Raw genomic sequence first — 22,448 nt, 5'->3', positions numbered from 1 at the left:
GCAAGCCAGAACTACGCGCTAACCAAGTTACCCAGACTTATCGGGCGATTCAGGGCTTGCTTTCCATTGTTAAATGTTCAGATAGATATTCAGGGATCCCGATCCGTCGAGATGCCCTAACATCAAGGTTTTGAACTTAATATTGAAATTATGGAAAATACCACCCCTAAACAAATCTTCTACCCACATATCGTGGGTATAGACATCAGCAAAATGAGTATTGATGTGGCTTTGATTAACAGCTCATCGATGAAGTGCAACAATGCCTTGTTTAGTAATGATAGCGAAGGCTTCCAGAAAATGAAAAGATGGCTTAAACAACATGGCAATGACTGTGGTGAGGACATCCTTTTCTGCATGGAACATACCGGTATCTATACCAGAAACATTGTCAAGTATTTGCTCAAAAGAGGATGCAAAGTTTGGCTGGAATCCTCCCTGCACATCAAAAGAAGCATGGGACTAATCAGGGGTAAGTCAGACAAAATCGACGCTGAAAGAATTGCCAATTTTGCTTTTGATCATCAACGTGATGCCAAACTGGTCAAACTCTCACATCCTACCTTAAACCGCCTCAAAGATCTAATGAAAACCAGAATGAGGCTTCAAAAAAGTTTACACAGTCAGCAAATTGCTGTAGATGAGTTGACCAAAGTAGACCCAAAAGCAGGACGTGAAATCGAAAGAATCAGTAGGTCAGCTATCAGTGGGTTAAAAAAATCTTTAGATAAAGTTGAAGCCAAAATGGACGAATTGATTCAGATAGATAAACACTTAAAGGCCCTCTACGAATGGGTCACTTCGGTGAAAAGTGTAGGCAAGGTTTTGGCCGTGGATCTGATCGTTTATACAGAAGGATTTACTCGCATGTTGGACAACCGAAAGCTGGCTTGTTATTGCGGTGTAGCTCCTTTCGAATACAGTAGTGGAACCAGCATATTTGCCAGTCCAGGCACATCAAGTTTTGCCAACAAACAACTCAAATTTCATCTACACATGTGTGCGATGAATGCCATCAAATGTCACAAAGAACTTCGAGGATATTACCTTCGGAAAACCGAAGAAGGGAAAAGTAAAATGAGTGCACTCAATGCAGTGAGAAACAAACTACTCCATAGAGTAGTCGCCGTAGTAAAAAGAGGAACTCCTTATCAAGAGAAATTGGATTAAAAAAAGACCAATACGCTTGTTTTTACCATAGATATCACCTGCGTATGGTGCGTGTGCGTGTCGTTTGATAATACAGCCAAAGTAGTGAAAATCTGCCGAATCTACTAGCGAATCGGTGAGAGCTGCGTTCCGCCGATCTTCCGATGCGGCGAACTACCTTACTATAAGTAGAGAAGTAATTTCCGCGGCAGATGCACGGGTTCGTTCCGACGAGACTGGCTAAAACCTCAGTTCGCACATGCACTATGACGCCATGTTACAGGTATTTTTTAGTTTGTTGTTAAGCAGTTAGTTCGTCGTTAAAAGGAGCAGTTCGAAGTGTTGCGTCGATTTCCTTCTGAGTTCGTTCAGCCCAGTCTGAGTTCAGTGTTCGCATGAGTTCGACCTGCTTGGCAAAGAGTTGACGTCTGAAATCCTCATTCGTGTTCCGATTCATACGTTCGTGTTCTACTGCCATCGAGAAAGTTGTGTCCTTAAACGTCATAAACATCAAATGCTCTAGATCAAAAGCAGGTATGCTGAAAAGTTGTTCGCCCCGTTCATATGCTTCGTAGTACAGAGTTCCATCCGATGAAAAGGAAATATTCGGCCTAGCAAAGTCTTGGTTGTCATCTACAGTTGGAAGTTGGTTCGATTGAGCTACGATAATTTCAGCCAGTCGTTGAAGTTCTGATTCTATTTGCGATTTCGTTATCTGCGCCATGAAGAGTGATTACCTGTAACATCCGGATATCAACCACTAGTGGTTGATATATCCATTATGTTTTAGTTTTTAAATGTTCTTTTTTTCATAGAAAGGCTGCGGTTAGGCTTGGTCTTAGACAAGTATAACCCAATGTGCAGAGGATCGCAAGTCTTAATTAGTACCCTTGGAGGTAGGTCGTATTCTGATGTGTCACTTCAGATGTGAGAGGATCAGCACAGGTCTCGTAGTGGTAGGCGGTTTTATCTAATACAAAACTTCAATAGTTGGCCGCTAGCGTATGGCTGGTCAGAGTAGATCAGTAGTTCGTCGCGAGACCAGTCGGACTGGAGTATCACGTGGTAATGCATCCCCATAAAAATGCAGTCCATCACCTTTCCTGCGTACTTGCCTTTGGGGTCTAGTGCTATGGCTTCTGGTCTGATGAGTTTCACTTCTTTTTCGAGAGTCAGTTCGTTGATTGGGCCTAAAAATTTGGCCGCATAGTGTGAGGTTGGGTTTTGGTACAAATCTACAGGGCGTCCTATTTGTTCTAGTTTGCCCTCTTGTAGGATGATGATTTTGTCGGCCACGGCCAAGGCCTCGGCGGGGTCGTGGCTCACGAGCACCACCGTAATGCCTAGTTTTCGTAGCATGCCGATGATGTCTTTTCTCACAGCTGCTTTCATGGGCAGGTCCAAATTACTGAAAGGCTCATCGAGGAGCACCACCTCGGGCTCGTCGGATACCGCTGCCGCCATCGCAATGCGCTGCTGCTGCCCTCCTGATAATTCTCTGGGGTATCGGTCTGCGTAGGCTTCTAGTTTGCAGAGCTTGAGCAATTCTTCTACGCGATCCATCTTATCTGCATAGGGGTAGTGAGAGATCTTCTTTGCGATATTGGTGGCTACAGTCCAAAACTGCTGAAGTTTGAAATCTTGAGGTACATAGGCCAGTTCGTCGTATCCAGGTACCAGATTGTGGGCGGGGCCAGTGATTTCCAGGTCGTCTAGTCGTACATTCCCACTATCGGCATCTTCTAGTCCGGCTATGATTTTGAGCAAGGTGCTTTTACCAGAACCGCTTTCGCCAATGATATAGACGACTTCGCCCGCTTCGATATTGAAAGTAATGGGCTGTAGTGCTACAGATTCGGGAGTATAAGACTTGCTGACGTTGGAAACTTGGATCATATGCGATGGACAAGGCGCAAAGAACAAACGAAATAGTGGCAATCGCAACATAGCTTCCCGAAAGGATGTAAATTGGTGTTTTTAACAACCATTCCTTTTTGGTATGAAACAGATAGTAAGCGGGTTTCTCCTGCTCATGTGTATGTCGATAGCGCAAGGCCAACCCCCTCGGGTAGACAGTCTCCTCCAAAGGCTAAAAGTAGAAACCAACGACAGTCTGGCTTGTGTGTTATCAGGAAATGCTGGCTACTACTTGGCCACACGAAATTACGACAGCTCATTGTTGTATTTAAACCGAGCCATTTCACAAGCTCAGATACATCATTATCCCGTGCTTACGGTTAGATTTCTGTGTTTTTTGGGAATGTCTAATACGGTAAATGGTGAGATTGATTCGGCGGTCGTGTCTTTCGAAAGAGCCATCGCCATCGGGCAGCAAGAGGTGCTAGACTCTGCGGTAGCTCAGGCGCATTTTGGCTTGGGCAATGTATTGGAAAGTAAGGGAGATATACCAGAGGCACTTCGGCATTATCACGAAGCGTTGGTCTTTTTTGAGGCTCATGGTTATGACAAGGCCATTGCGGGAGTCAAAGCCAATTTGTCGGTGGCCTATTTTTCGATCGATGCTTATGAGAAAGCCAAACCACTGATTCTAGAGACCAACCATTACTATGAAACGCACGGACTGACCCGCCGATTGGTGAATGGATACCAGAGGCTGGCCTCTGTAATCGAGCACGAAGGCAAGCTGGACAGTAGCTTGTTTTATTTGCGAAAAGCTGAAAAAATAGCCAGGGAGGAAAAGGATTTCTTTCCCCTTTCGGTGATAGAAAACCATATGGGTAATGTTTTTTTGACCCTCAAAAAATATGAAGAGGCCGCAGGGGCTTATGCGCGTAGCTTGGATCACAAAAAGAGCCTCGGAAAAAACTCTGAGGAATATCTCAAAACCTACGTCAATATGGCCTACTGCATGGCCATACTCAACGATAAACAGGCTGCTGCCGATTATCTAAACAAAGCCGAGCAAATGCTGGCAGGTATAGAAACCAAAAAATTCAAGATTCATTATTATAAAATGAAATATAAGATAGATTCCGTGCAGCAAGACTATCTGTTGGCCTTAGATGACTATAGGGCGTATACGGAATTGGCAGAAGACCTGTTTGACGAAGAAAAATCACGGCAGCTGACCGAAATGGAAACTAAATATGAAACGGATAAAAAAGAGGCTGAAATACACGCATTATCTCAGCAGTCAGAGTTGCAGGTGCTCAAAATAAGCCAGCAGCGGGTTCAGCTTGCAGTCGTTTTGTTGCTGATCGTGGTGATCGCTGTTACTTTGTATTTTTACCTGAAGCAGCAGCGGCTGAAGCAAGCGAAAGAGACGATGGATCGTGAGCTAGTTCAGACCAAAAAGCAGCTCGAACTGGAGCGCCAATACAAGCAATCGGAGGTGAAGGCCATCAAGGCACAGATGAATCCACATTTTGTGTTTAATGCGCTCAATTCTATTCAGGACTTGATCATGCTCAAAGACATCCGTTCTTCCAATGAGTATTTGGGCAAATTTGCCGATTTGATGCGTAAAACCTTGGAGGCCTCGGGGAAGGAGTCTATCGCAGTGGAGGATGAATTGGTATTGATGACGCATTATTTGGAACTAGAAAAACTCAGATTCGGACAAGACTTCTCGTTTGTGTTGGTCAATGCACTAGACAAAAACAGCAGCGAGGACTGGCTGGTCCCACCGCTCCTTATCCAGCCATACGTGGAGAATGCGATCAAGCATGGTTTGCTTCATAAAAAGGGCGACAAGCATTTGCAGGTGCGATTTCATGAAAACGGAGCCGTCCTGCATTGTGTCATAGAAGACAATGGTGTGGGACGAAAAAAAGCGCACGAAATCAAGCAGCGTCGAGCCAAAAAGCACCTTTCTTTTGCTACAGAGCAGAATGACCGACGGATACAGTTGATCAACGAAACTTCGCCTATCAAAACTACGCTCGAGGTAGAGGATCTCATGGATGGTGCCGAAGCTATAGGCACACGGGTAGTGTTCACTTTCTCGAAGTCGGAGGCTGATACTTTGGGCTGATACGATTGTTTGGTCGTTTATGAACTCAATGCGACCGTTTATGAATTTGCTATAGCTATCGGTCTCGTGATGGAGGATCATTGTCATGGAATTTTTTTTTAAAACTTATACCATGAAAACAATGACTTTTAAATCAATTTACATTTTGTGTGCGGCCATAGTTCTGATGAGCTGTGACGAAGGAGACGAGGCATTTGACCCTAATGATGACTCTAATGAGGAGCCTTCTGTAGAGGTATCTACCACTGGGTTTACTGTAGATATTGAAGAGAATCCTGAGGCCGCTTTGCTACTCGGTACGGTGACTACTACGACGGACAATGGCAGTACGGTGAGTTATGCCATAGACAATGAGACAGTAGCTGGTGCAGTGTCTTTGGCTAGCGATGGCAAAATCCATGTGTTAGACCCTACTCTTTTTGATTATGAGAAAAATCCGATCATTACGGTGCAGGTAGCTGTATCGAGTGGGGAGGTTACTGATATGGCCGAAGTCACCGTCAATTTGATCGATGAGGTTCTGGAGGATGACAATGGTTTGGTCGCTTATCTGCCATTGGATGGCGATGTGAAAGATGCCTCGGGCAATGGCAACCACGGCACGAATTACGGAGCTGCCTTTGGCAAAGACAGAAAGAACAACACGGATGGAGCAGCGGTATTTAACCAGTTGGATGAAAATGCCATTACGTTGCCTACATTGGCAAATAGTGCGTCCTTTTCTGTGTCGCTTTGGTTCAAAGACAATGGAGAGGCGACTGATACCTATCGCTACCTAATAGCGAAAACCAACGCAAATCAGGAAATCAACTATGCGCTACGTCTCAATAGAGTCGGAGACGCTGGGCATGAGAATGGCGCTTTGTATGCTTTCATGAATAACAACAGCTCCAATGGGAAAGGCAGCACCACTCAGCCAATCCCATCGGACAAATGGGTGCATGTAGCCATTACCTACGACCATACTGCCAATGAAACAGCAGGTATGGGTCTACTCACCGTATATGAAAATGGGGTATCGGTTGGCACCCATTCTAAAGTGGAACTTACACCAGAGAATGGCCTCATTTCAATAGGGGCTCAAGGAGTACCCCAAGAAGATGAGGGAGAAGGAGGTGTAGAAATTGTAAAAGGTGCTTCTCGTGTGTCTAGCCGTCCTGATTTTTGGAGTCCATTTGGAGGTAGTATCGATGATGTAGCCTATTTTGATCAGGCGCTAAGCGCAGTAGAAGTCAAAGCACTGAGCGAGATGTGAAAAATATAAAGTTCATGAGAATAAGGTGAGGGTGGTCTCAAAATACTGGTGTAGTTTTTTTGAGGCCACCTGTTTATTTATATTTCGATTATCAAAATCAAACAAAGGGGGTGACAGAGATTAAAAAAATCAAAGGAGTCATAATAGACGACGAAGCCAGAGCGAGACGTCTGCTTAGCGTCATGATAGCGGAGTATTGTCCCGAAGTGGAGATTGTGGCGGAGAGTGGGCAAGTTCCCGATGGTGTTTTGCAAATTAACAAATATCGGCCTGATGTGGTGTTTTTAGACATTGAGATGCCAGACTATTCGGGCTTCGAATTGTTGGATTTTTTTCGAGAAGTAGATTTTCAAATCATCTTTGTGACGGCATATAGTCAATATGCTGTTCGTGCATTTGAGGTATCTGCGGTGGATTATCTATTGAAACCCGTACAAATTGGCCAGTTGGAAAAGGCTGTGGGAAAATTGAAAAACGCGGAAACTCAGCCGATGCAAGCAAAGCTCGAAGTGCTGAAAGGAAACATGGAGGCCAATCGGGTGAGTAAAATTGCCGTACCAGTATCTGATGGCTTGATTTTTTTGCCAGTCGAGGAGGTCGTCTATATTGATGCAGACGGAGCCTATTCGTATATTTATATGGCAGATGGATCTAAGCAGTTAGTAAGTAAAAAGCTCAAATATTTTGATGATATGCTGGTTGGTTCTAGTGATTTTGTGCGGATACACCGCTCACATTTGCTCAATTTACGTTTTGTGAAAAAGTACAATCGACATGAAAGTATGGTGGAATTGGAAAATGATATAACACTCCAAGTGGCAAGAAGTCACAAAGTAGAATTAGAAAACCGAATGACGAGTAGTCAGTCGTGATTAGTTTAAGTAAATAGTGAAAATCGAGCCTTTCCCAGGTTTACTTTTCACTTCGATGTGACCATGGTGGTGATCTATGATGGTCTTGATCAAATACAATCCCAGCCCACTTCCTTCTTTTTTAGGATCCAGTTGTTTGAAAGGCTCCATGATCTCCATGCCGCTCACATTAGAGTCGAATCCGATGCCGTTGTCACGGATTTCTAATACCGTATGGTCATTGTCTCGATAAGATTCTATTTCTATCTCGAGGAGCCTGTTGGGGCTGCTGTATTTGATGGCATTGATGATTAGATTTTGAAAGATGCTTTTTAGCTGAGCAGAGGGATATTTTATAGTGGGACATTTGGCAAACCACTTGGTCACGATGACCTTAGATGTTTCTATTTTACTACTTATTCCTTTTTCTACTTCGGATACTATTTGGTCGAAATACAATACCTCTGGTTTTGTATCTAGGGCCTCTCTGAGTACATGCACCTCGTTTAGTGCCAGCACAATGGATTGGACTTGTTTGGCAGAGGTCTTCGCTTGCTGTAAGATTTTGTCATGGTCATCTGCATCTTTGTAGAGCAGATCCAGTAGTTCTATCAAATTGGTAATAGGTGCTTTGAGGTCATGAGCTGTGCTGTACGAAAAATGCATGTGCCGTTCTATTTCCTCTTGTGCATCTTGGAGTTTGATTACCATCTCGTTGAAGGTGGTCGTGAGCTCTGAGGTGAGGCCAGAAGGAGGTGTACTTATTTTGATGGCTTTTTCCCCTTTGCTCAATCGTTTGACACCTTCTGTTAGTTGGTCGATGGGGATGGTGGAGGAATTGCTTGCGACAAAGGAGATGACGATGGATATCATCACGAAAAAACAGGTAAATAGAACGACGAGTCTTAAGGTGGTGCGTTCGTCTACTTCTATAGCGTTTACGGACTCCTCCGTATATTTTTCTAATTCGATTAGCAAATGTTCTATTTCGCCGTTTAGCTTTTCTTCTTTGGCTTCTACATCCACCACGCGATCCATGGCCTCGGCCGTTTGCCCATCTGTGAACAATTCTAATACGGCAATCGCATCACGTTCGTAGCTTAGATGCTCACGCTCCATTTTTTTGAGTGCATTCAGCAGGTCTTTCATGATAATACGCTGGTTGTCAGATATGGCTTCTGAGATACCTTTTTTCACATGCTCTTCGGCCAATATCAATTCGTTATCGACTAGAGTTGCTTGTGTTCTGAATAGGCTGTCTGCCAATGTATATTGTGCTTGAGCCTGATCGTATTTGCCGATTTCTTCTGCATGGCGAATGGCTCTTTCGAAGTTGATGGATTGTTGGAGTTGGTGCGTTTCAATGTTGGTCAAAATTTCGATGAGCGGAACATCTATTCGGGCTACTTCATCGATGGAGTTGTGGCTATTGTACACACGCATCATGCTGAAGATACCAATGACAACGAGTAGTATAATGAGGAATAAACTAGCTCCCGATATGCGCTTTGTAAAGTCTTTTTTCACGTGTCAATTAACTTTTCGTTTAAAATCCTTATACGACCATGGAAGTCGGACAGTCCCTATATATTTGATGTGGGTCTTAAATGTACGTTTTTTTAATGACTCTGAGCAGACGCTATCGATGAATTGTGGAAGACTGGAGACTGGAGAGAAAATGGGAAGAGGAGGATTAGAAACAAAAAAAGCAAACGCATGCGCTTGCTTTTTTAAACCTTTGTATTAAAGAAGTCACCTTAAAAGTAGCCTCTTGAATGTTTTCTGTATTTACGTCAAACGTAAGTTTATACCACTTCTAGCGTTTGTGCTTTTTTTTCGCTTCCGATACATGAGGCAAGCGATTGCTCATCCGAATAGATAGTCGCCGCTCTTTCACGCAAGTTGTAGTTTGAGCTCAATACCTGCCCGTACGCACCTGCCGATCGAATCATCATATAATCGCCACGTGTAGTGGTAGGCAATTCCGTTTTGCCAAAGGTATCTGAGCTTTCGCATATCGGCCCCACTACGTGATAGGGTTCTAGTTCGTCACCAGTTTGTGATAGGTTTTCTACTTTGTGATATGCGTTGTACAATGCAGGGCGAATCAAATCCGTCATGCCAGCATCGATGATCGCAAATTTAGAATTAGCACCTTTTTTCACATAGAGTACTTTCGAAATCAGCGATCCACATTGGCCTACAATAGAACGGCCCAGCTCGAAGTGCACGGTCTGTCCTTCGTCTAGATTTAGGAATTTTTCAAATACCTTGAAGTACTCTTCGAAGTTCGGAATCAATTGAGAATCAGGATTGTTGTAATTGATCCCTAGTCCACCACCTACGTTGATATGCTCCAATGCAATGCCTCTAGCTTTCAGGTTTGCTATGACGTTATTAGCCTGCTGGCATAGATTGGCGAATGGATTGAGATTCAAAATCTGAGAACCAATATGAAAATGAACGCCTTTCAAAGCAAGGTGCTTGTGCTTCAATATTTCGTCGACAGCCGCATCTAGTTCTGTGATCGGAATTCCAAATTTATTTTCATTTAGTCCCGTTGTGATTTTGTGATGTGTTTGCGCATCCACATTAGGGTTGATCCTGAAAGCAATATTTGCGATGGCATCATGCTTTTCTGCTATTTCATTGATGACTACGAGCTCTTCGATAGATTCGCAGTTGATACTGTGTATGCCGTTCGAGATCGCAATGTCTAATTCTTCGTCAGATTTTCCGATTCCAGCAAAAACAATATTTTCAGGGTTAAAACCCAGCGCTATAGCTTTCTTTATTTCATTACCGCTTACACAGTCTGCACCTAGCCCATGGTTCTTTATGGTTTGCAGAATGCGATCTTCTGCATTGGCTTTGATCGCGTAGTGTACTTTAAAATTGGGATTGTTGATCGCACTGGACATCGCCTCTAGGGTGTTTTCCAGCAGTGTCAAATCGTAGTAATAAAAGGGTGTTTTAACCGACATCTTGGGTTCAATTTTAAATGATAACTCCAAAAGTATTTTTTAAATGCAGGTATGTGAAATAAGTGTTAGAATTATTCATAATATTTGCACTTTGTTAAATATTTAACGACATGAAGAAGATATCAGATATCGTAGAAGAAGGAATACGAAAAATGCCATTTATCGAAGAGGCCATGACCGCCAATTTGATCAACTACTCTTCGCTAGCTCGGCTCTTGCAGCCATATGTGTCTAAAGAGTTGATGAAGGATGCGACGGAGGCCTCTATACTCATGGCACTGAAGCGGCGATCGACCATGGGTGTGAATGCCTTGAATCTGAACCCTAAAAATTTCCGCGAGCATATTGGTGATATTTTCGTTCGATCTGGGTTGTCCACTTTTACTTATGCCAATTCACCTACATTGACAGAGAATCAAACGCGCTTGCTACATGAGGTGCAAAGTCTACCTGATACCTATTGTTCGTTTACCCAAGGGATGTATGAGCGTACCTTGATTGTAAGTGAAAATATCGTAGACCGTGTCAAAAGAATCTTTGAAAAGGAGACCTATGTAACAGGCAATAGCCAACTGAGCTCAGCGACCGTCATGCTCAAGGCATCGAATGTGAGAGCCTACGGTCTATATTATTACATTTTCAAAATGATCGCCTGGTATGGCATCACCGTCATAGAAGTGATCTCAACTTCCAATGAATTTTCTATCGTGGTAGAGCAGAGCAATATCAATGATGCTTTCTCTGTTTTGATGAAAATCAAGATGGATGAGGGAGGGATATAGTTGTTTGCTAGTAAGGATTCATACGCCCCATCCGTAGTGCTGGAGAGAGGCTGTAGAAGCACCATGACACAGTTTAAAGTAAAGACCGCAGGAGGGGCGTTCTAATATTAGTAGATGACCTCCTGCGGTTTGTTGTTGTGGAGTTGATTAGGGTTGGTCTTTATTGATTTAGTGAGTAGTTGTTATTGATTCCTCCAAGCAGATCTATAGGTTAGATGTGTAGGAGAACACGATCTCTATTGTTTAACAAATTTTTTGCTCATTAGACCTTGATCCGTTTTTATCTGGAAAAAATAAATACCTATGGCTAAATCAGAAACGTCAAAAACCCTTTTTGGTGAAGGAATAGTTTTTATTGGTTTTCCTGTAAAGTCAACAATACTAATGGCTTCAATTGTCGTATTAAAGTCAAGGTTTAGTACAGAGGTTACGGGGTTAGGGTAGATAACCCATTCACGATTCTTCTGCTGATCATTGATACTTAAAACCACTTGATTTGAAATAGTGATGGTCACATCACCAGTTATTTCAGAGCCATCGTTGGCCGTAGCAGTCACGGTGACTGTACCGTTCGAAACGGCCATCAGTAATCCATTAGCATCAATAGTAGCTGCTCCTGTGCCGTTGGTCACACTCCATACATAGGTGGCGTCATCAGCATTGGCAGGAGATACTGTAGCTTCCATTTGTAGCGTGCCTTCGTTCGTGGTAATGGCAGTAGCTCCGCCTTGTCCTTGTACGTCGATAGTGCTAACCAAACCTCCACAAAAGCTTGCTGTGGCATCAATATTAGTCCAGGTAGCTGTGGCCGCCTGAATATCATCCACTTCAATACACGTAAGGTTCGGGTTGGATGTGGCATCAAAGCCCCCAAGTGTACTGGTACTAATGTTTCTCATATTTAAGGCTGTTAAGCTATTATTTGAGCAGTTAAAATTCTGTAATTGTGTGTTGGCACTAACGTCCAATGAGCTTAAGGCATTGTTTGAACACATCAGGATAGTCAAATTTGTGTTTTGACTTAAATCAATAGAAGCAATATTATTGTCAGAAATGGATAAAAGGCCTAAATCCACATTTTGACTAAGGTCTAATGAGGTTAAATTATTATTGACGCTAACAAAGTTTGTCAAAGCCGTATTTTGTGTTAGATCCAGAGAAGTTAGGTTGTTGTTTTGACACTGAAAGGTTGTTAGCGCTGTGTTTTGAGACAAGTCTATCGCCGTCAATTGGTTATTGCCACATAGCAACCCGGTCAAGGCAGTAAAGGCTTCAATACCTGCTAAATCAGCAATGTTTAGATTTTGACAATTGATTTGCCCTGTAAAAGCGGTAGCTTCACTTGTTTGAATTTCAGCATCTCCATTGGTGTTGATGGATGAGTTACCTGCCAGGTAGGCTTTAAAAGCAGCGTCTGGTATGTCAACAGTACACTTAAGGCTAAAGCTTGCCGTAGCATCAATGTTAGTCCAGTTTGCTTCAGCAGCAGCCACATCATCAACTTCAATGCAAGTAAGGTTAGGGTTGGATACAGCACTAAAATTAGTCAATATGCTGGTGCTCAGGTTTTTCATATTTAAGGAGCTTAAGTTGGTATTGGCTTGGGCATAAAGGTGGGTCAAATTCAAATTGTTACTAACATCTAAGGCCGTTAAAGAAGGGTTTTGTGCACACCCAAGGTACGTTAATGCTGTGTTCTGACTTACATCTAATGTGCTTAAAAAGTTGAATGGACAATTAAGGACTTCTAAATGAATGTTTGAGCTAACATTTAAATTGTTTGCATTATTACCTTGTATATCTAAGTTTACCAAAGCTGTATTCTGGCTCACATCTATGTCGCCCATACTGGTATTATCGGTCAGGTACAAACTTTCTAAATTAACATTCTGGCTTAGGTTTATAGATAGTAATGAAGGGGATTGATTGCAAAATAATGTGATCAAGCTTACATTCCCACTTAGGTCTAAGCTTGTAAAATCGTTTGCCGAACACCTCAACTCTGTTAAAGAAGAAAATGCTCCAACTCCTGTCATATCGGCTATGCTTAGACCTGAACAATTAATTGTTCCTGTAAAAACAGCTGCTTCACTCACTTGAATTTCTGTATCTGAATTGGTGTTGATTGCTGAGTTTCCTACCAAGTAAGCTTTAAAATTTGCATCTGGGATGTTTACATTTTGGGCCCATGCCCCTAGGCTTACAATAGTTAGCGTAACTGCGATAAATAGTGTTCTTTTTATTTTTTGTCCTTTTAAAGTAGTATTCATGGTCTTGTGTTTGATAGTTGAATTCACTTTTAATCCTGTGTATAGTACTCCATTAATCAAGTATTAAAAACGAAGTGAGTTCTCCGATTTCTGCCCTGATATGGCGTCCGAAGGTTAAAAGTGCAGCAAATGGAATACACTGGAAATAGCCAATATATATCTGCGAAGGGTCAGTAAATATCAGTGGGGTTCAAGCACATATTCGCTTTAGGGCGAAGTGGGTTGCTATCCTGAAGTCAAAGGCTATTGTAGCGGAGGAAAGTAGCCAGAAATGCCTCTTTCTTTCTGGAGGAAACGGGGATTTCCTTCCCATTTTTCAAATAGATAGTGCCAGACTTATCGTACTTGTCGATGAATTTCAAATTCACCATGAAAGATTGGTGTGGTCTGGTGAAATTGACTTTTTCTAGTTGCTCCTCATATTCTTTGATGGGCCTGGAAGCCATGTATTTTTTGCCATTGGACAGGTAGAAGGAGGTGTATCCTTTATCAGATTCGCAGAAGAGTAGCTCGCCTACATCTATTACCTGAAAGCTATTGCTTAAAGAAAGTACTAAGGTGGAGTCGTTTTTGTGCCAAATTTGTTTTGCAGTAGTGATCTGCTTCCTCTGTACGTCAGTGGATAGCTTACGGACTTTTTCCAGTGCTGCTCGCAGCTCTTCGGCATCCACGGGCTTCAAGAGGTAATCGACAGCTCCTGCTTTCAGTGCGCGTAGTGCGAACTCTTCATACGCAGTGATAAAGATAACTTTGAAATCCAGATGGCTGGTCTTATCCAAAAAATCGAAACCCGAACCATCCACCAGGTTGATGTCCAGAAAAATTAGATCTGGTTTGCAGGCATTGGTCACCACCACGGCTTCTTTTACCGAGCCGCATTCTCCAATCACCTCTACGTCAGCCTTCAAAGATTCCAATAAATGTAGCAGTGCTTTTCTAATGTACGCTTTGTCTTCTACCAATACTGCTTTCATACGACTTCAAGTTTTTCGTAAGGAATTACCAGGGTAACTATCGTACCTTTTTCATGGTACTTCATCCTGTTTTCTATGGTAACGGATCCCTTCATTTTGTAATTGGTAGATAATATATTCAACCGCTCCGAGGTAATCTTGGTTGCCAGAGATTTTTTTCCGCCTCTCCTATTTTCATGGGCATCAGTGATACCCATACCATTATCCTTTATCACGCAAATCAATTCGTTTTTTGAGTATTCTAGGTGCATCTCTATTTTTCGATTCTCTTTCTGGTCGCCAAAAGCATGCTCGATGGCATTTTCAATGAATGGCTGAATCAACATGGGAGGAATTTTGAACAGAGATCCGTCGATGTTGTGGTTAATGGTAATCGTGTAATCATACGAATCATCTTCAAAACTTTGAAGTGCCAGATAGTTTTCAATAGCAGTTAGTTCTTGCGAAAGTAAAACCATTTGTTCCCTGGAGTTTTCCAGCGTGATACGGAGTAATCGCGAAAATTTGGACAAGTAGTTGACGGATTTTTTATCTTCCTTGTTTAGGATCATGCCCTGCAAAACGGACAGGGAGTTAAAGATAAAGTGAGGGGTCATCTGTGAACGCAGCAGCTTCTGTTCGGTTATGATGTTTTCGGTTTTGGCTTTGATGTGATGGTATTTCTGATAAAAAACAATAGCTCCCAATAGGATGGATACCATAAGAATGCCAATGATAGCCCAAAGGAAATTTTGCCTGGACTGTGCTAGATCTTGGGATGTTGTCATGACTGTTTTCGTCAGCTCCAATTCCCGGATGCTTGCCGAATCCAGCGCTTGTTTGTATTGATACTTATACTTCAGCTGCGCTATTTTTTCGATATTCTCTCGGTTGAACAAGCTATCGTTCAGGCTTTTGAATAGCTGGTAGTTGTTTAGTGCTTCTCTGTAACGTCCAGTTTTTTCGTAGATGATAGAAAGAATTTCAAATGTCTTTTTTTGTATTTCCAGAAGTGCCAGCTCTTCGGCAATCTTCTGAGCCTCCAGGGTAAAAAAAAGTGCCTTTTGATAGTCGTTTTCATTTACATAAGTTTCAGCAATACCTAATAGACTAATGGGCAAGACGTGCTTGTTATTGGTCTGTCGGCTAATCTCTTCTGCGTTCAGAAAATTCTCACGTGCAATTAAGGGTTCATTCAGCAATAGCTTAATTTCTCCAATACTATTAAAGCATATGGCTGTCTGTTTTAGGTTGTTGATTTTCTGACTCGTCTCTAGGGACGTATAGTAGTAGGTGAGTGCCTCTGAATAAGCCTTTTTTAGCAAGTACAGGTTGCCAATATTACCATTGATGACAGCTACCAGTCGATTATTTCCTTTTTTTGACGAAAATCTCAACGATTGCTCATAGTGCTCCAGGGCCGCATCGTACTTTTCCAGAGAACGATATACTTCTCCCAGGTCATTGTACTTGTAGGCCAAACCCAGGGTGTCTTTGGTCTTTATATCATAGACCAGACTTTTGTTGAAGTGGTCTATGGCTAGAGGATAGTTTCCCTGCACTTTGTACACCACCCCCAAATTGGAATGCACAAATGAGATACCGTCTTCATCGTTGATTGCTTCACTCTCTTCCAAAGCTCGTTGGTAATTCAAAATAGCTTCATCGAATCTTCCAGTTTCCGAATAGACATTCCCACTATTGATCAGGATCGTGATCAGCTCCCTTTTGTTGCCCAGGTTTTCATAAATTTCAGACGCTTTTGCGTAAACTTGTATGGCTTCCTCGTACTTAGATTGGTCATAATAGGTAATGCCAAAGGCCGTGTAGTTTGCCGCAATCCCATCTTGATCTCCTATAGAGCGATAATGCTCCAGAGAGCGCTTAAAAAATTCTAGGCTCTTGGTGTAGTTTGATTTGATGTTTTCCAATATGCCCTTTAGGTACAATACCCTTGCTTTGCCCCTAGTATAATCGAGTTCTTCGCTCAGGTGCCAGGCTTCTTCCAAGTGGGCATTGGTCGATTCCATGTCCGTTTGAAAGTTGGCATAAGCCAGATCATACAGCAGATTGACTCGGGTGGTATCTTCTTGGGTATGAGCCGACAATACATGCGCCAAGCTATCTGCCTTCTTGCTTTGAGCATACAGGCTTCCTGCTGAAAGGAAAAAGCAAAGCAGAAGGAGTTTGAAATCAAGAATAAGGTGGATTGATTTCGCTGGTGACTTTTTGATCTGTTTTGATTGATTAAGGAAGATTGAAACTAAGCTTGTCATAGAACCTGACCTATAAACCGTTTCCCTAAATTAGGAGATAAAATTGATTTTGGGTTGCGAGGGAAACGGTTTATTGCGCTATTATTAAATATCAATTAATCATGTGATATGGATTTTGTGTTCTTGGAAAAGGTAGACATCGACCTGTATCGAGAGGCGGTATAATTTTCATCCTTGGATTGATTCACTATTACGTCCAGTGTGTTCAATACATAGAATAACTAAACAGGTTAGGTTGGTGTTGCTGGAGATATTGAGTACTGTTATATTGTTGTTGTGGTATTAGAAAGAATAGTTCTCTGGATTACCTGAGAACTATTCATTTACAAAATCTCCAGCTTTCTTGTTGGTGCTTATTGTTTAACAAATTTTTTGCTCATTAGACCTTGATCCGTTTTTATCTGGAAAAAATAAATACCTATGGCTAAATCAGAAACGTCAAAAACCCTTTTTGGTGAAGGAATAGTTTTTATTGGTTTTCCTGTAAAGTCAACAATACTAATGGCTTCAATTGTCGTATTAAAGTCAAGGTTTAGTACAGAGGTTACGGGGTTAGGGTAGATAACCCATTCACGATTCTTCTGCTGATCATTGATACTTAAAACCACTTGATTTGAAATAGTGATGGTCACATCACCAGTTATTTCAGAGCCATCGTTGGCCGTAGCAGTCACGGTGACTGTACCGTTCGAAACGGCCATCAGTAATCCATTAGCATCAATAGTAGCTGCTCCTGTGCCGTTGGTCACACTCCATACATAGGAGGCGTCAGTAGCATTGACAGGAGATACTGTAGCTTCCATTTGTAGCGTGCCTCCATCGGTAGTAATGGCAGTTGCGCCAGCTTGCCCTTGTACTGAAATCGCACTGACCAAAACTATTTGATTTGAAATAGTGACTACCATATCTCCACTTACGCCTGAGCCATCGTTGGCCGTGGCTGTCACGGTCACTGTACCATCAGAAACGGCTGATAACAATCCATTAGCATCAATGGTAGCCGAGCCTGTGCCGTTTGATACACTCCATGTATAAGTGATGTCTTCAGCATAGGTAGGCAATACAGTGGCCTCTATTTGTAAGCTTCCTTCAAAAGTTGAAATGGTTGAAGTATTGTTCTGACCCTGAACAGATATACTACTAACTAGGTAGTTGCAATCTGTACTAAACCCTGCCGTAGCATCAATGTTTGTCCAGTTGGTGGTACTCCAAGCCACATCATCCACCTCTATACAAGTAAGGTTTGGGTTGCTGGTTGCAACAAATCCAGTGATGGCTGTATTATTTCCATTGGCTGCATTCAAAGCAGTTAAGTTGTTTAACGAACAGTAAAAATACTGTAAATCGATATTGGCCGATATATCTAAACTGGTAAGATTGTTATTAGTAACATTCATATTTACCAAAGCTGTATTAGATGAGACATCCAAACTGGAAATGCTATTATTAGCAGCGATCAATTGCTGCAAGTTGGTGTTGGAAGAAATATCTAAGCTGGTTAGGTTATTGTTATTGATGGTCAAATTTGTTAATTGCGTATTACTAGATACATCTATGCTGCTTAGGTTGTTGTTATTGATACCCAAATAGGTTATTTGAGTATTATTGGATATGTCTATGCTCGTCAGATTATTTAACTCACCGTATATCGCATTTATATTGACAAACGCTTCAATTCCTGTTAAATCAGAGATACCAAGATCGGGACAATAGATGCCTTGGGTAAAGGCGGTTGCTTCACTTACCTGAATTTCAGTATCTCCATTGGTGTTGATGCTTGTGTTTCCCACCAAACAGGCTTTAAAAGCCGCATCTGGAATGTCAACAGTACATTGAAGGCTAAAGTTTGCTGTAGCATCAATATTCGTCCAGTTGGTTTCAGCTGCAGTGACATCATTCACCTCTATACAGGTAAGATTTGGATTATTCGTAGCATTGAAATATTGATTTTGAAGAGCCCCTGGACTAATGCCATTCATTTTCAAAACCGTTAGATTATTTTCTTGGCAATGAATAAAGGGTACTTCTAAGCTCGTATTTTGATTAATACCAGTATTTTGACTGAAGTCCAAATAAGTGATACTGTTTTGCGAGCAGTTAAAAGTTATGAGCTTTGTAAGTGGGTAAACATCCAGTGCACTCAGGTTATTCTCATGACAAAGCAGAAAATCCAACAAAACATTTTGACTCACATCTAAACTGCTTAGATTGTTTCGCCCACAATTCAACCCTGTTAATGCTGTATTTTGACTTATATCTAAAGAAGTCAACATGTTATCCTGAACATTCAATGACAATAAGGCCGTATTCTGACTTACATCTATGGATGTTAATTGGTTAAAAGGGGCAATTAAATACGTAAGATTGGTAAAGTGTTCTATTCCCGTTAAGTCACTTATGCCATCGTTATTGATATTAATTGCGCCAGTAAAAGCAGTGGCTTCACTTACCTGTATTTCCGTATCTCCATTGGTGTTGATGTTTGTGTTTCCCACCAAGTAGGCTTTGAAGTTAGCATCTGGAATGTTTACATTTTGAGCCATAGCCCCCAAACTTATCATAGTTAGCGCAGCTGTAATAAGTAGTATTTTTTTCATGTTTTCCCTTTTTTATTGTTGAATTAAGTGCCCAACAGGCCATAGCCTGTCAAGTGTATTGTCTTTTAAACATTCATTTTTATGATGTTATTCACTTCTAAAAAGTGAACAATGCGAAGCTATCCGACGAGGTATATTTCACCTAATTTACAAGGGGGACAAAATGGGGGACAAGATCGTAACTATCTATATGTCAGTAGTTTTAAATCTTCATCAGCTACATTATAGCTTGAGGAGATACTCTTTAAGAGTAACTGAATCTGGGAGGTTCAATTTTCTTCGGGCTCTACTTCGGGACTTCTTTACACTTTCTGGAGCGATATTCAATATGTCCGCGATTTCCTTTTGAGAATATCCTATTCGGATTAAGGTCAGTAGCCTTATTTCCGATTTAGATAAATCAGCATATTTTGTTGTGAGAGATGAAATGAAGTTAGGATTAAGTCGCTCAAACTTTTCTTTAAAGCTCTTCCAATCAGCCTCATTAGAAAACGTATTCTCAATTAATTTGAATACACTGACAAGGCTGGCTTTAGATGCTAAAAGCTCTTCTTTTTGTTTTAATGTTTTTTCTAGAATCTCAGATTGATTGAGCTTTCTTTTAATTAAAGCCCTCATGAAATAGGTAAAACCAATCAGCTCGATGATGGCTCCTATTTTAACGTAAGTAAAAGAGTTGCCAGCAAAAATTTGAAGGTGAACATTAACAACTCCAAATACCGTAAAAACTATAAAGCAAGCGAGAGGTATGAGGTAATACTTTAATTCCAGCCAACGACTTTTTGCAGAAAATAGTAGAATACCAATGATCAACAACAGCCAAAGAACCGATAGGATGTTTTCAAAATAATGTAAATACTGAATGGAAGAATGATAAAAAACAAACTGATACAATAGTATTCCGCCCAAAACAACCACCAAAATGACCTTAATGAACTTATAATAGTTGGGAGCTACTATTTGGGTTTCCAAAAACTTGGACGTGTACATGATGAGTGATAGAGCCCATAATTTGACAGATACAAATATGAAATGGTCCAGCACCATTTGATCCAGCCGAAGACCATACAAATAGCCTTCAATACCCAGGTACACAAACAAGGTAGATACTATATAAAAAATGTAATAGAGAAATATCTCTTTCCTATAAATAGTCCATTGATATATATTGATGAGTAGTAGACAAATGATTATTCCATAAAAAACAATACTCCAGATGGTGCTCTCATTAATAAAATCAAAATAGCTTTCTATAGAGATTATTTTCGGGGTGGCATCTTTTGTTCTACCATCACTAGTTGATGTGATGAGATAAGTTGCGTGTTCATTTGCTTCTAAATCTATCTTGAGATTTGGGTTAGGGTTGTTGAAAGTTCTGTAGTCATGCCTTAATGTGTCTTTTATTTGATTCACTAGTTTTAACGAATGGCTCAGTGTGTCTAGCTTATAAAAAACATAATTCCTGTTAAACCTATCATTACTAACAAACATGTATGATTTATCCTCATTTTCTTCATTCGTTATTTCTAGCTTTATCCATAAGTTGCCTCTGTAGAAACCTAGGTTTAAATCATCAAAAGATTCAAATTTCACACGATCAAAATCGTCGATGCTTTGCTCAACGTCTTTAGCTACTTCGAAAGAATAATCAACATTCAAGGGATGCTCAGTAGAGCAAGAAGAAAAAAATAGGAATCCTACAAGAGAAAAAAAGAGATGTATGTATTTTGTCTTTTTCAAGTTAATTTTTTTAAAAATACTGTAGAACTAGCGTCCGAATAAACCGTGTGCTAAAATTAAGAGATAAAATGATTTAGTGCTAATGGTTTGTGCAAGCTCGTTGAGCTATAACTAAAGCCATTGGGAGGCTGCCCCGACGTGAGTTTTGTTTAGGACATCAGTTCAGGCCGACGAAGTTCAAGACAAGAACTAAGGTTTGCTATAATTGATCAAGGGTTTAATCATTGCTGTCGTTTAGGATTACTTTTATTGTCCTTGTATTGCGAAGTAATTTAGTGGGTCCACATACGCTCCATCTTTGAGGACTTCATAGTGCAAATGAGGTGCTGTAGATGCGCCTGTATTTCCAGATAGACCAATGACTTGGCCGAGTGTGACCAGATCCCCTTTTTGTACTCTTATTTCAGATAAGTGTGCGTATTTAGTGACAAACCCATCGCTATGTTCAATTTTAATATTTTTACCATATCCACTGAATTTTGACTCGGCAAAAATCACCGTTCCAGCAGCAGTTGATTTTACAGGCGTGCCGCTTGGTGCAGCAAAGTCAATGCCCTTGTGAAAATCTCGTTTACCCTTCATAGGATTGTACCGCTCTCCAAAGTTGGAAGTGATGCGTTTGTAGTGATCCAGCGGAGATATGGTAGGTGGCTCTTGCGCATCTACTCCGAATACCATCATGAAAACACAAGCTGCGATACCCGAGATCAGTATCCGATTCACTGTATGCCATCTTTGCTTTTTGACTATGGCAGAGGTTTGTTTGAGTTCTTCAAACCCTTCATTTCCAAATACCTCTAGTGCCTGAGCATAGGCAGAGGAGAAGTCAGCGCCATTATTCATGTCAGATTCTACTAGACAGCAGATATGATCTAATAATTCTACCCGAAAGCCTTTCGATAGTCCTTTGGATTTTAAATCGTTGGATATGTATAAATATTGGGTTTTAGATAATGTTTTCATCAGTCTATGATTTGATGTTTACTTGCCTAATTGGGGGTTGAGCAAGAGTAGCATGGTTTGGACAAACTCAGTAAACTCATTGGATCTTGCTGTTGCCTCTCCGCTGCCATGAGCGGTGATTCGATAGTACTTTCGCTTCCTTCCATTGATATTTTCCGTATGAGTGATGACCAGCCCATCGGCTTCTAGCTTGTGAAGCGTAGGGTATAATGCTCCTTCAGTGAGCTGTATCTTGTCATTGGTTAATACCTTGACCTTTTGTGTGATTTCATACCCATACATCTGACCGTTAGCCGAGAGTAACTTGAGTATGATCGTTTTTAGTGTTCCTTTGAGTAATTCCTTTGAATACATAGGACAAATATACATAAGTATATTATGTATTAGATATTTTGAATATAAAAATCTAAAAAAGGGGCGAGTTTAAAAAAGGGTACTATATAGTGTATGTATGGAGTTCTCTTTGTTTGTAGTGAAAGCTGCTTGAGGCTCTTTTTATTTATATTAATTCTAAATAGAAGGGATTTTCATTGATTTTATTATTGTAAAATATTGATATACAGTGATATATAGCGCTTACAGTGGGGGGTGTGGGTATCTACTACGTAGAAGGCATTATTATGTTTTTGAAATA

At 41.1% G+C, this 22,448-nt stretch carries 16 protein-coding genes; 5 read left to right on the top strand and 11 right to left on the bottom strand.

The genetic code is table 11. The features are described 5' to 3' along the window. Nucleotides 1-150 precede the first annotated feature (150 nt). A complete protein-coding gene (locus N7E81_RS02375; RefSeq protein ID WP_263049646.1) occupies nt 151-1,170 on the top strand; it encodes an IS110 family RNA-guided transposase in 1,020 nt (339 codons plus the stop codon). Nucleotides 1,171-1,450: 280 nt separating this feature from the next. Here the strand turns inward: N7E81_RS02375 and N7E81_RS02370 are convergent, their stop codons facing one another. Both N7E81_RS02370 and N7E81_RS02365 read right to left on the bottom strand, forming a co-directional pair. After that, nucleotides 1,451-1,873, bottom strand: a complete 423-nt coding sequence (locus N7E81_RS02370; protein WP_263051681.1) for an immunity 63 family protein — start codon at nt 1,871-1,873, stop codon at nt 1,451-1,453. Nucleotides 1,874-2,115: 242 nt separating this feature from the next. Next, on the bottom strand, nt 2,116-3,045 hold the full coding sequence (locus N7E81_RS02365) for an ABC transporter ATP-binding protein (protein WP_263051680.1): 930 nt from the start codon (nt 3,043-3,045) through the stop codon (nt 2,116-2,118). Between the two features lie 103 nt (nt 3,046-3,148). Between N7E81_RS02365 and N7E81_RS02360 the strand changes: the two genes are divergently transcribed. The 3 genes from N7E81_RS02360 to N7E81_RS02350 all read left to right on the top strand — a co-directional run bounded on the left by N7E81_RS02360 (nt 3,149) and on the right by N7E81_RS02350 (nt 7,270). Next, nucleotides 3,149-5,143 (top strand): histidine kinase, encoded by a 1,995-nt coding sequence (locus tag N7E81_RS02360; protein WP_263051679.1) that lies wholly within the window; start codon nt 3,149-3,151, stop codon nt 5,141-5,143. Between the two features lie 112 nt (nt 5,144-5,255). Beyond that, entirely contained in the window at nt 5,256-6,398 is a 1,143-nt protein-coding gene (locus N7E81_RS02355; protein ID WP_263051678.1) for a LamG domain-containing protein, read from the top strand. A gap of 110 nt (nt 6,399-6,508) precedes the next feature. Next, complete coding sequence (locus tag N7E81_RS02350) at nt 6,509-7,270, top strand: LytR/AlgR family response regulator transcription factor (protein WP_263051677.1); 762 nt, start codon at nt 6,509-6,511, stop codon at nt 7,268-7,270. Here N7E81_RS02350 and N7E81_RS02345 read toward each other — a convergent pair whose 3' ends face one another. Both N7E81_RS02345 and lysA read right to left on the bottom strand, forming a co-directional pair. Beyond that, nucleotides 7,271-8,776 (bottom strand): sensor histidine kinase, encoded by a 1,506-nt coding sequence (locus tag N7E81_RS02345; protein ID WP_263051676.1) that lies wholly within the window; start codon nt 8,774-8,776, stop codon nt 7,271-7,273. It lies immediately after the preceding gene. Between the two features lie 278 nt (nt 8,777-9,054). After that, on the bottom strand, nt 9,055-10,233 hold the full coding sequence (lysA, locus tag N7E81_RS02340) for a diaminopimelate decarboxylase (RefSeq protein WP_263051675.1): 1,179 nt from the start codon (nt 10,231-10,233) through the stop codon (nt 9,055-9,057). A gap of 110 nt (nt 10,234-10,343) precedes the next feature. Here lysA and N7E81_RS02335 point away from each other — a divergent pair, with 110 nt between their 5' ends. Further along, nucleotides 10,344-11,015 carry a hypothetical protein gene (locus N7E81_RS02335; RefSeq protein WP_263051674.1) on the top strand — a complete coding sequence of 224 codons (672 nt, stop codon included), beginning with the start codon at nt 10,344-10,346 and terminating at the stop codon, nt 11,013-11,015. 236 nt (nt 11,016-11,251) lie between these two features. Here the strand turns inward: N7E81_RS02335 and N7E81_RS02330 are convergent, their stop codons facing one another. From N7E81_RS02330 to N7E81_RS02300, 7 genes are all read right to left on the bottom strand, one after another. Then, a complete protein-coding gene (locus tag N7E81_RS02330; RefSeq protein WP_263051673.1) occupies nt 11,252-13,285 on the bottom strand; it encodes a T9SS type A sorting domain-containing protein in 2,034 nt (677 codons plus the stop codon). Nucleotides 13,286-13,521: 236 nt separating this feature from the next. Continuing rightward, nucleotides 13,522-14,259: a LytR/AlgR family response regulator transcription factor gene (locus N7E81_RS02325; RefSeq protein ID WP_263051672.1), complete on the bottom strand. Its 738-nt coding sequence runs from the start codon at nt 14,257-14,259 to the stop codon at nt 13,522-13,524. Then, the gene (locus tag N7E81_RS02320) at nt 14,256-16,514 is read right to left on the bottom strand and encodes a tetratricopeptide repeat protein (RefSeq protein ID WP_263051671.1); all 2,259 of its coding nucleotides are present in this window, start codon (nt 16,512-16,514) and stop codon (nt 14,256-14,258) included. Before N7E81_RS02320 ends, N7E81_RS02325 begins: the two co-directional genes overlap by 4 nt. Before the next feature lie 353 nt (nt 16,515-16,867). Continuing rightward, nucleotides 16,868-19,111: an Ig-like domain-containing protein gene (locus N7E81_RS02315; RefSeq protein ID WP_263051670.1), complete on the bottom strand. Its 2,244-nt coding sequence runs from the start codon at nt 19,109-19,111 to the stop codon at nt 16,868-16,870. 222 nt (nt 19,112-19,333) lie between these two features. Then, nucleotides 19,334-20,851 (bottom strand): 7TM diverse intracellular signaling domain-containing protein, encoded by a 1,518-nt coding sequence (locus N7E81_RS02310; RefSeq protein ID WP_263051669.1) that lies wholly within the window; start codon nt 20,849-20,851, stop codon nt 19,334-19,336. A gap of 246 nt (nt 20,852-21,097) precedes the next feature. Then, nucleotides 21,098-21,814, bottom strand: coding sequence for a M23 family metallopeptidase (locus tag N7E81_RS02305; RefSeq protein ID WP_263051668.1), 717 nt, complete (start codon nt 21,812-21,814; stop codon nt 21,098-21,100). Between the two features lie 18 nt (nt 21,815-21,832). Further along, the gene (locus N7E81_RS02300; RefSeq protein ID WP_263051667.1) at nt 21,833-22,168 is read right to left on the bottom strand and encodes a PadR family transcriptional regulator; all 336 of its coding nucleotides are present in this window, start codon (nt 22,166-22,168) and stop codon (nt 21,833-21,835) included. Nucleotides 22,169-22,448: the final 280 nt, after the last annotated feature.

Origin of the sequence: Reichenbachiella carrageenanivorans, from assembly GCF_025639805.1 — a bacterium.
In the GTDB taxonomy this organism is placed as follows: domain Bacteria; phylum Bacteroidota; class Bacteroidia; order Cytophagales; family Cyclobacteriaceae; genus Reichenbachiella; species Reichenbachiella carrageenanivorans.
Note: the sequence above shows the minus strand (reverse complement) of the source record. Positions and strands in the feature narration are given on the sequence as shown.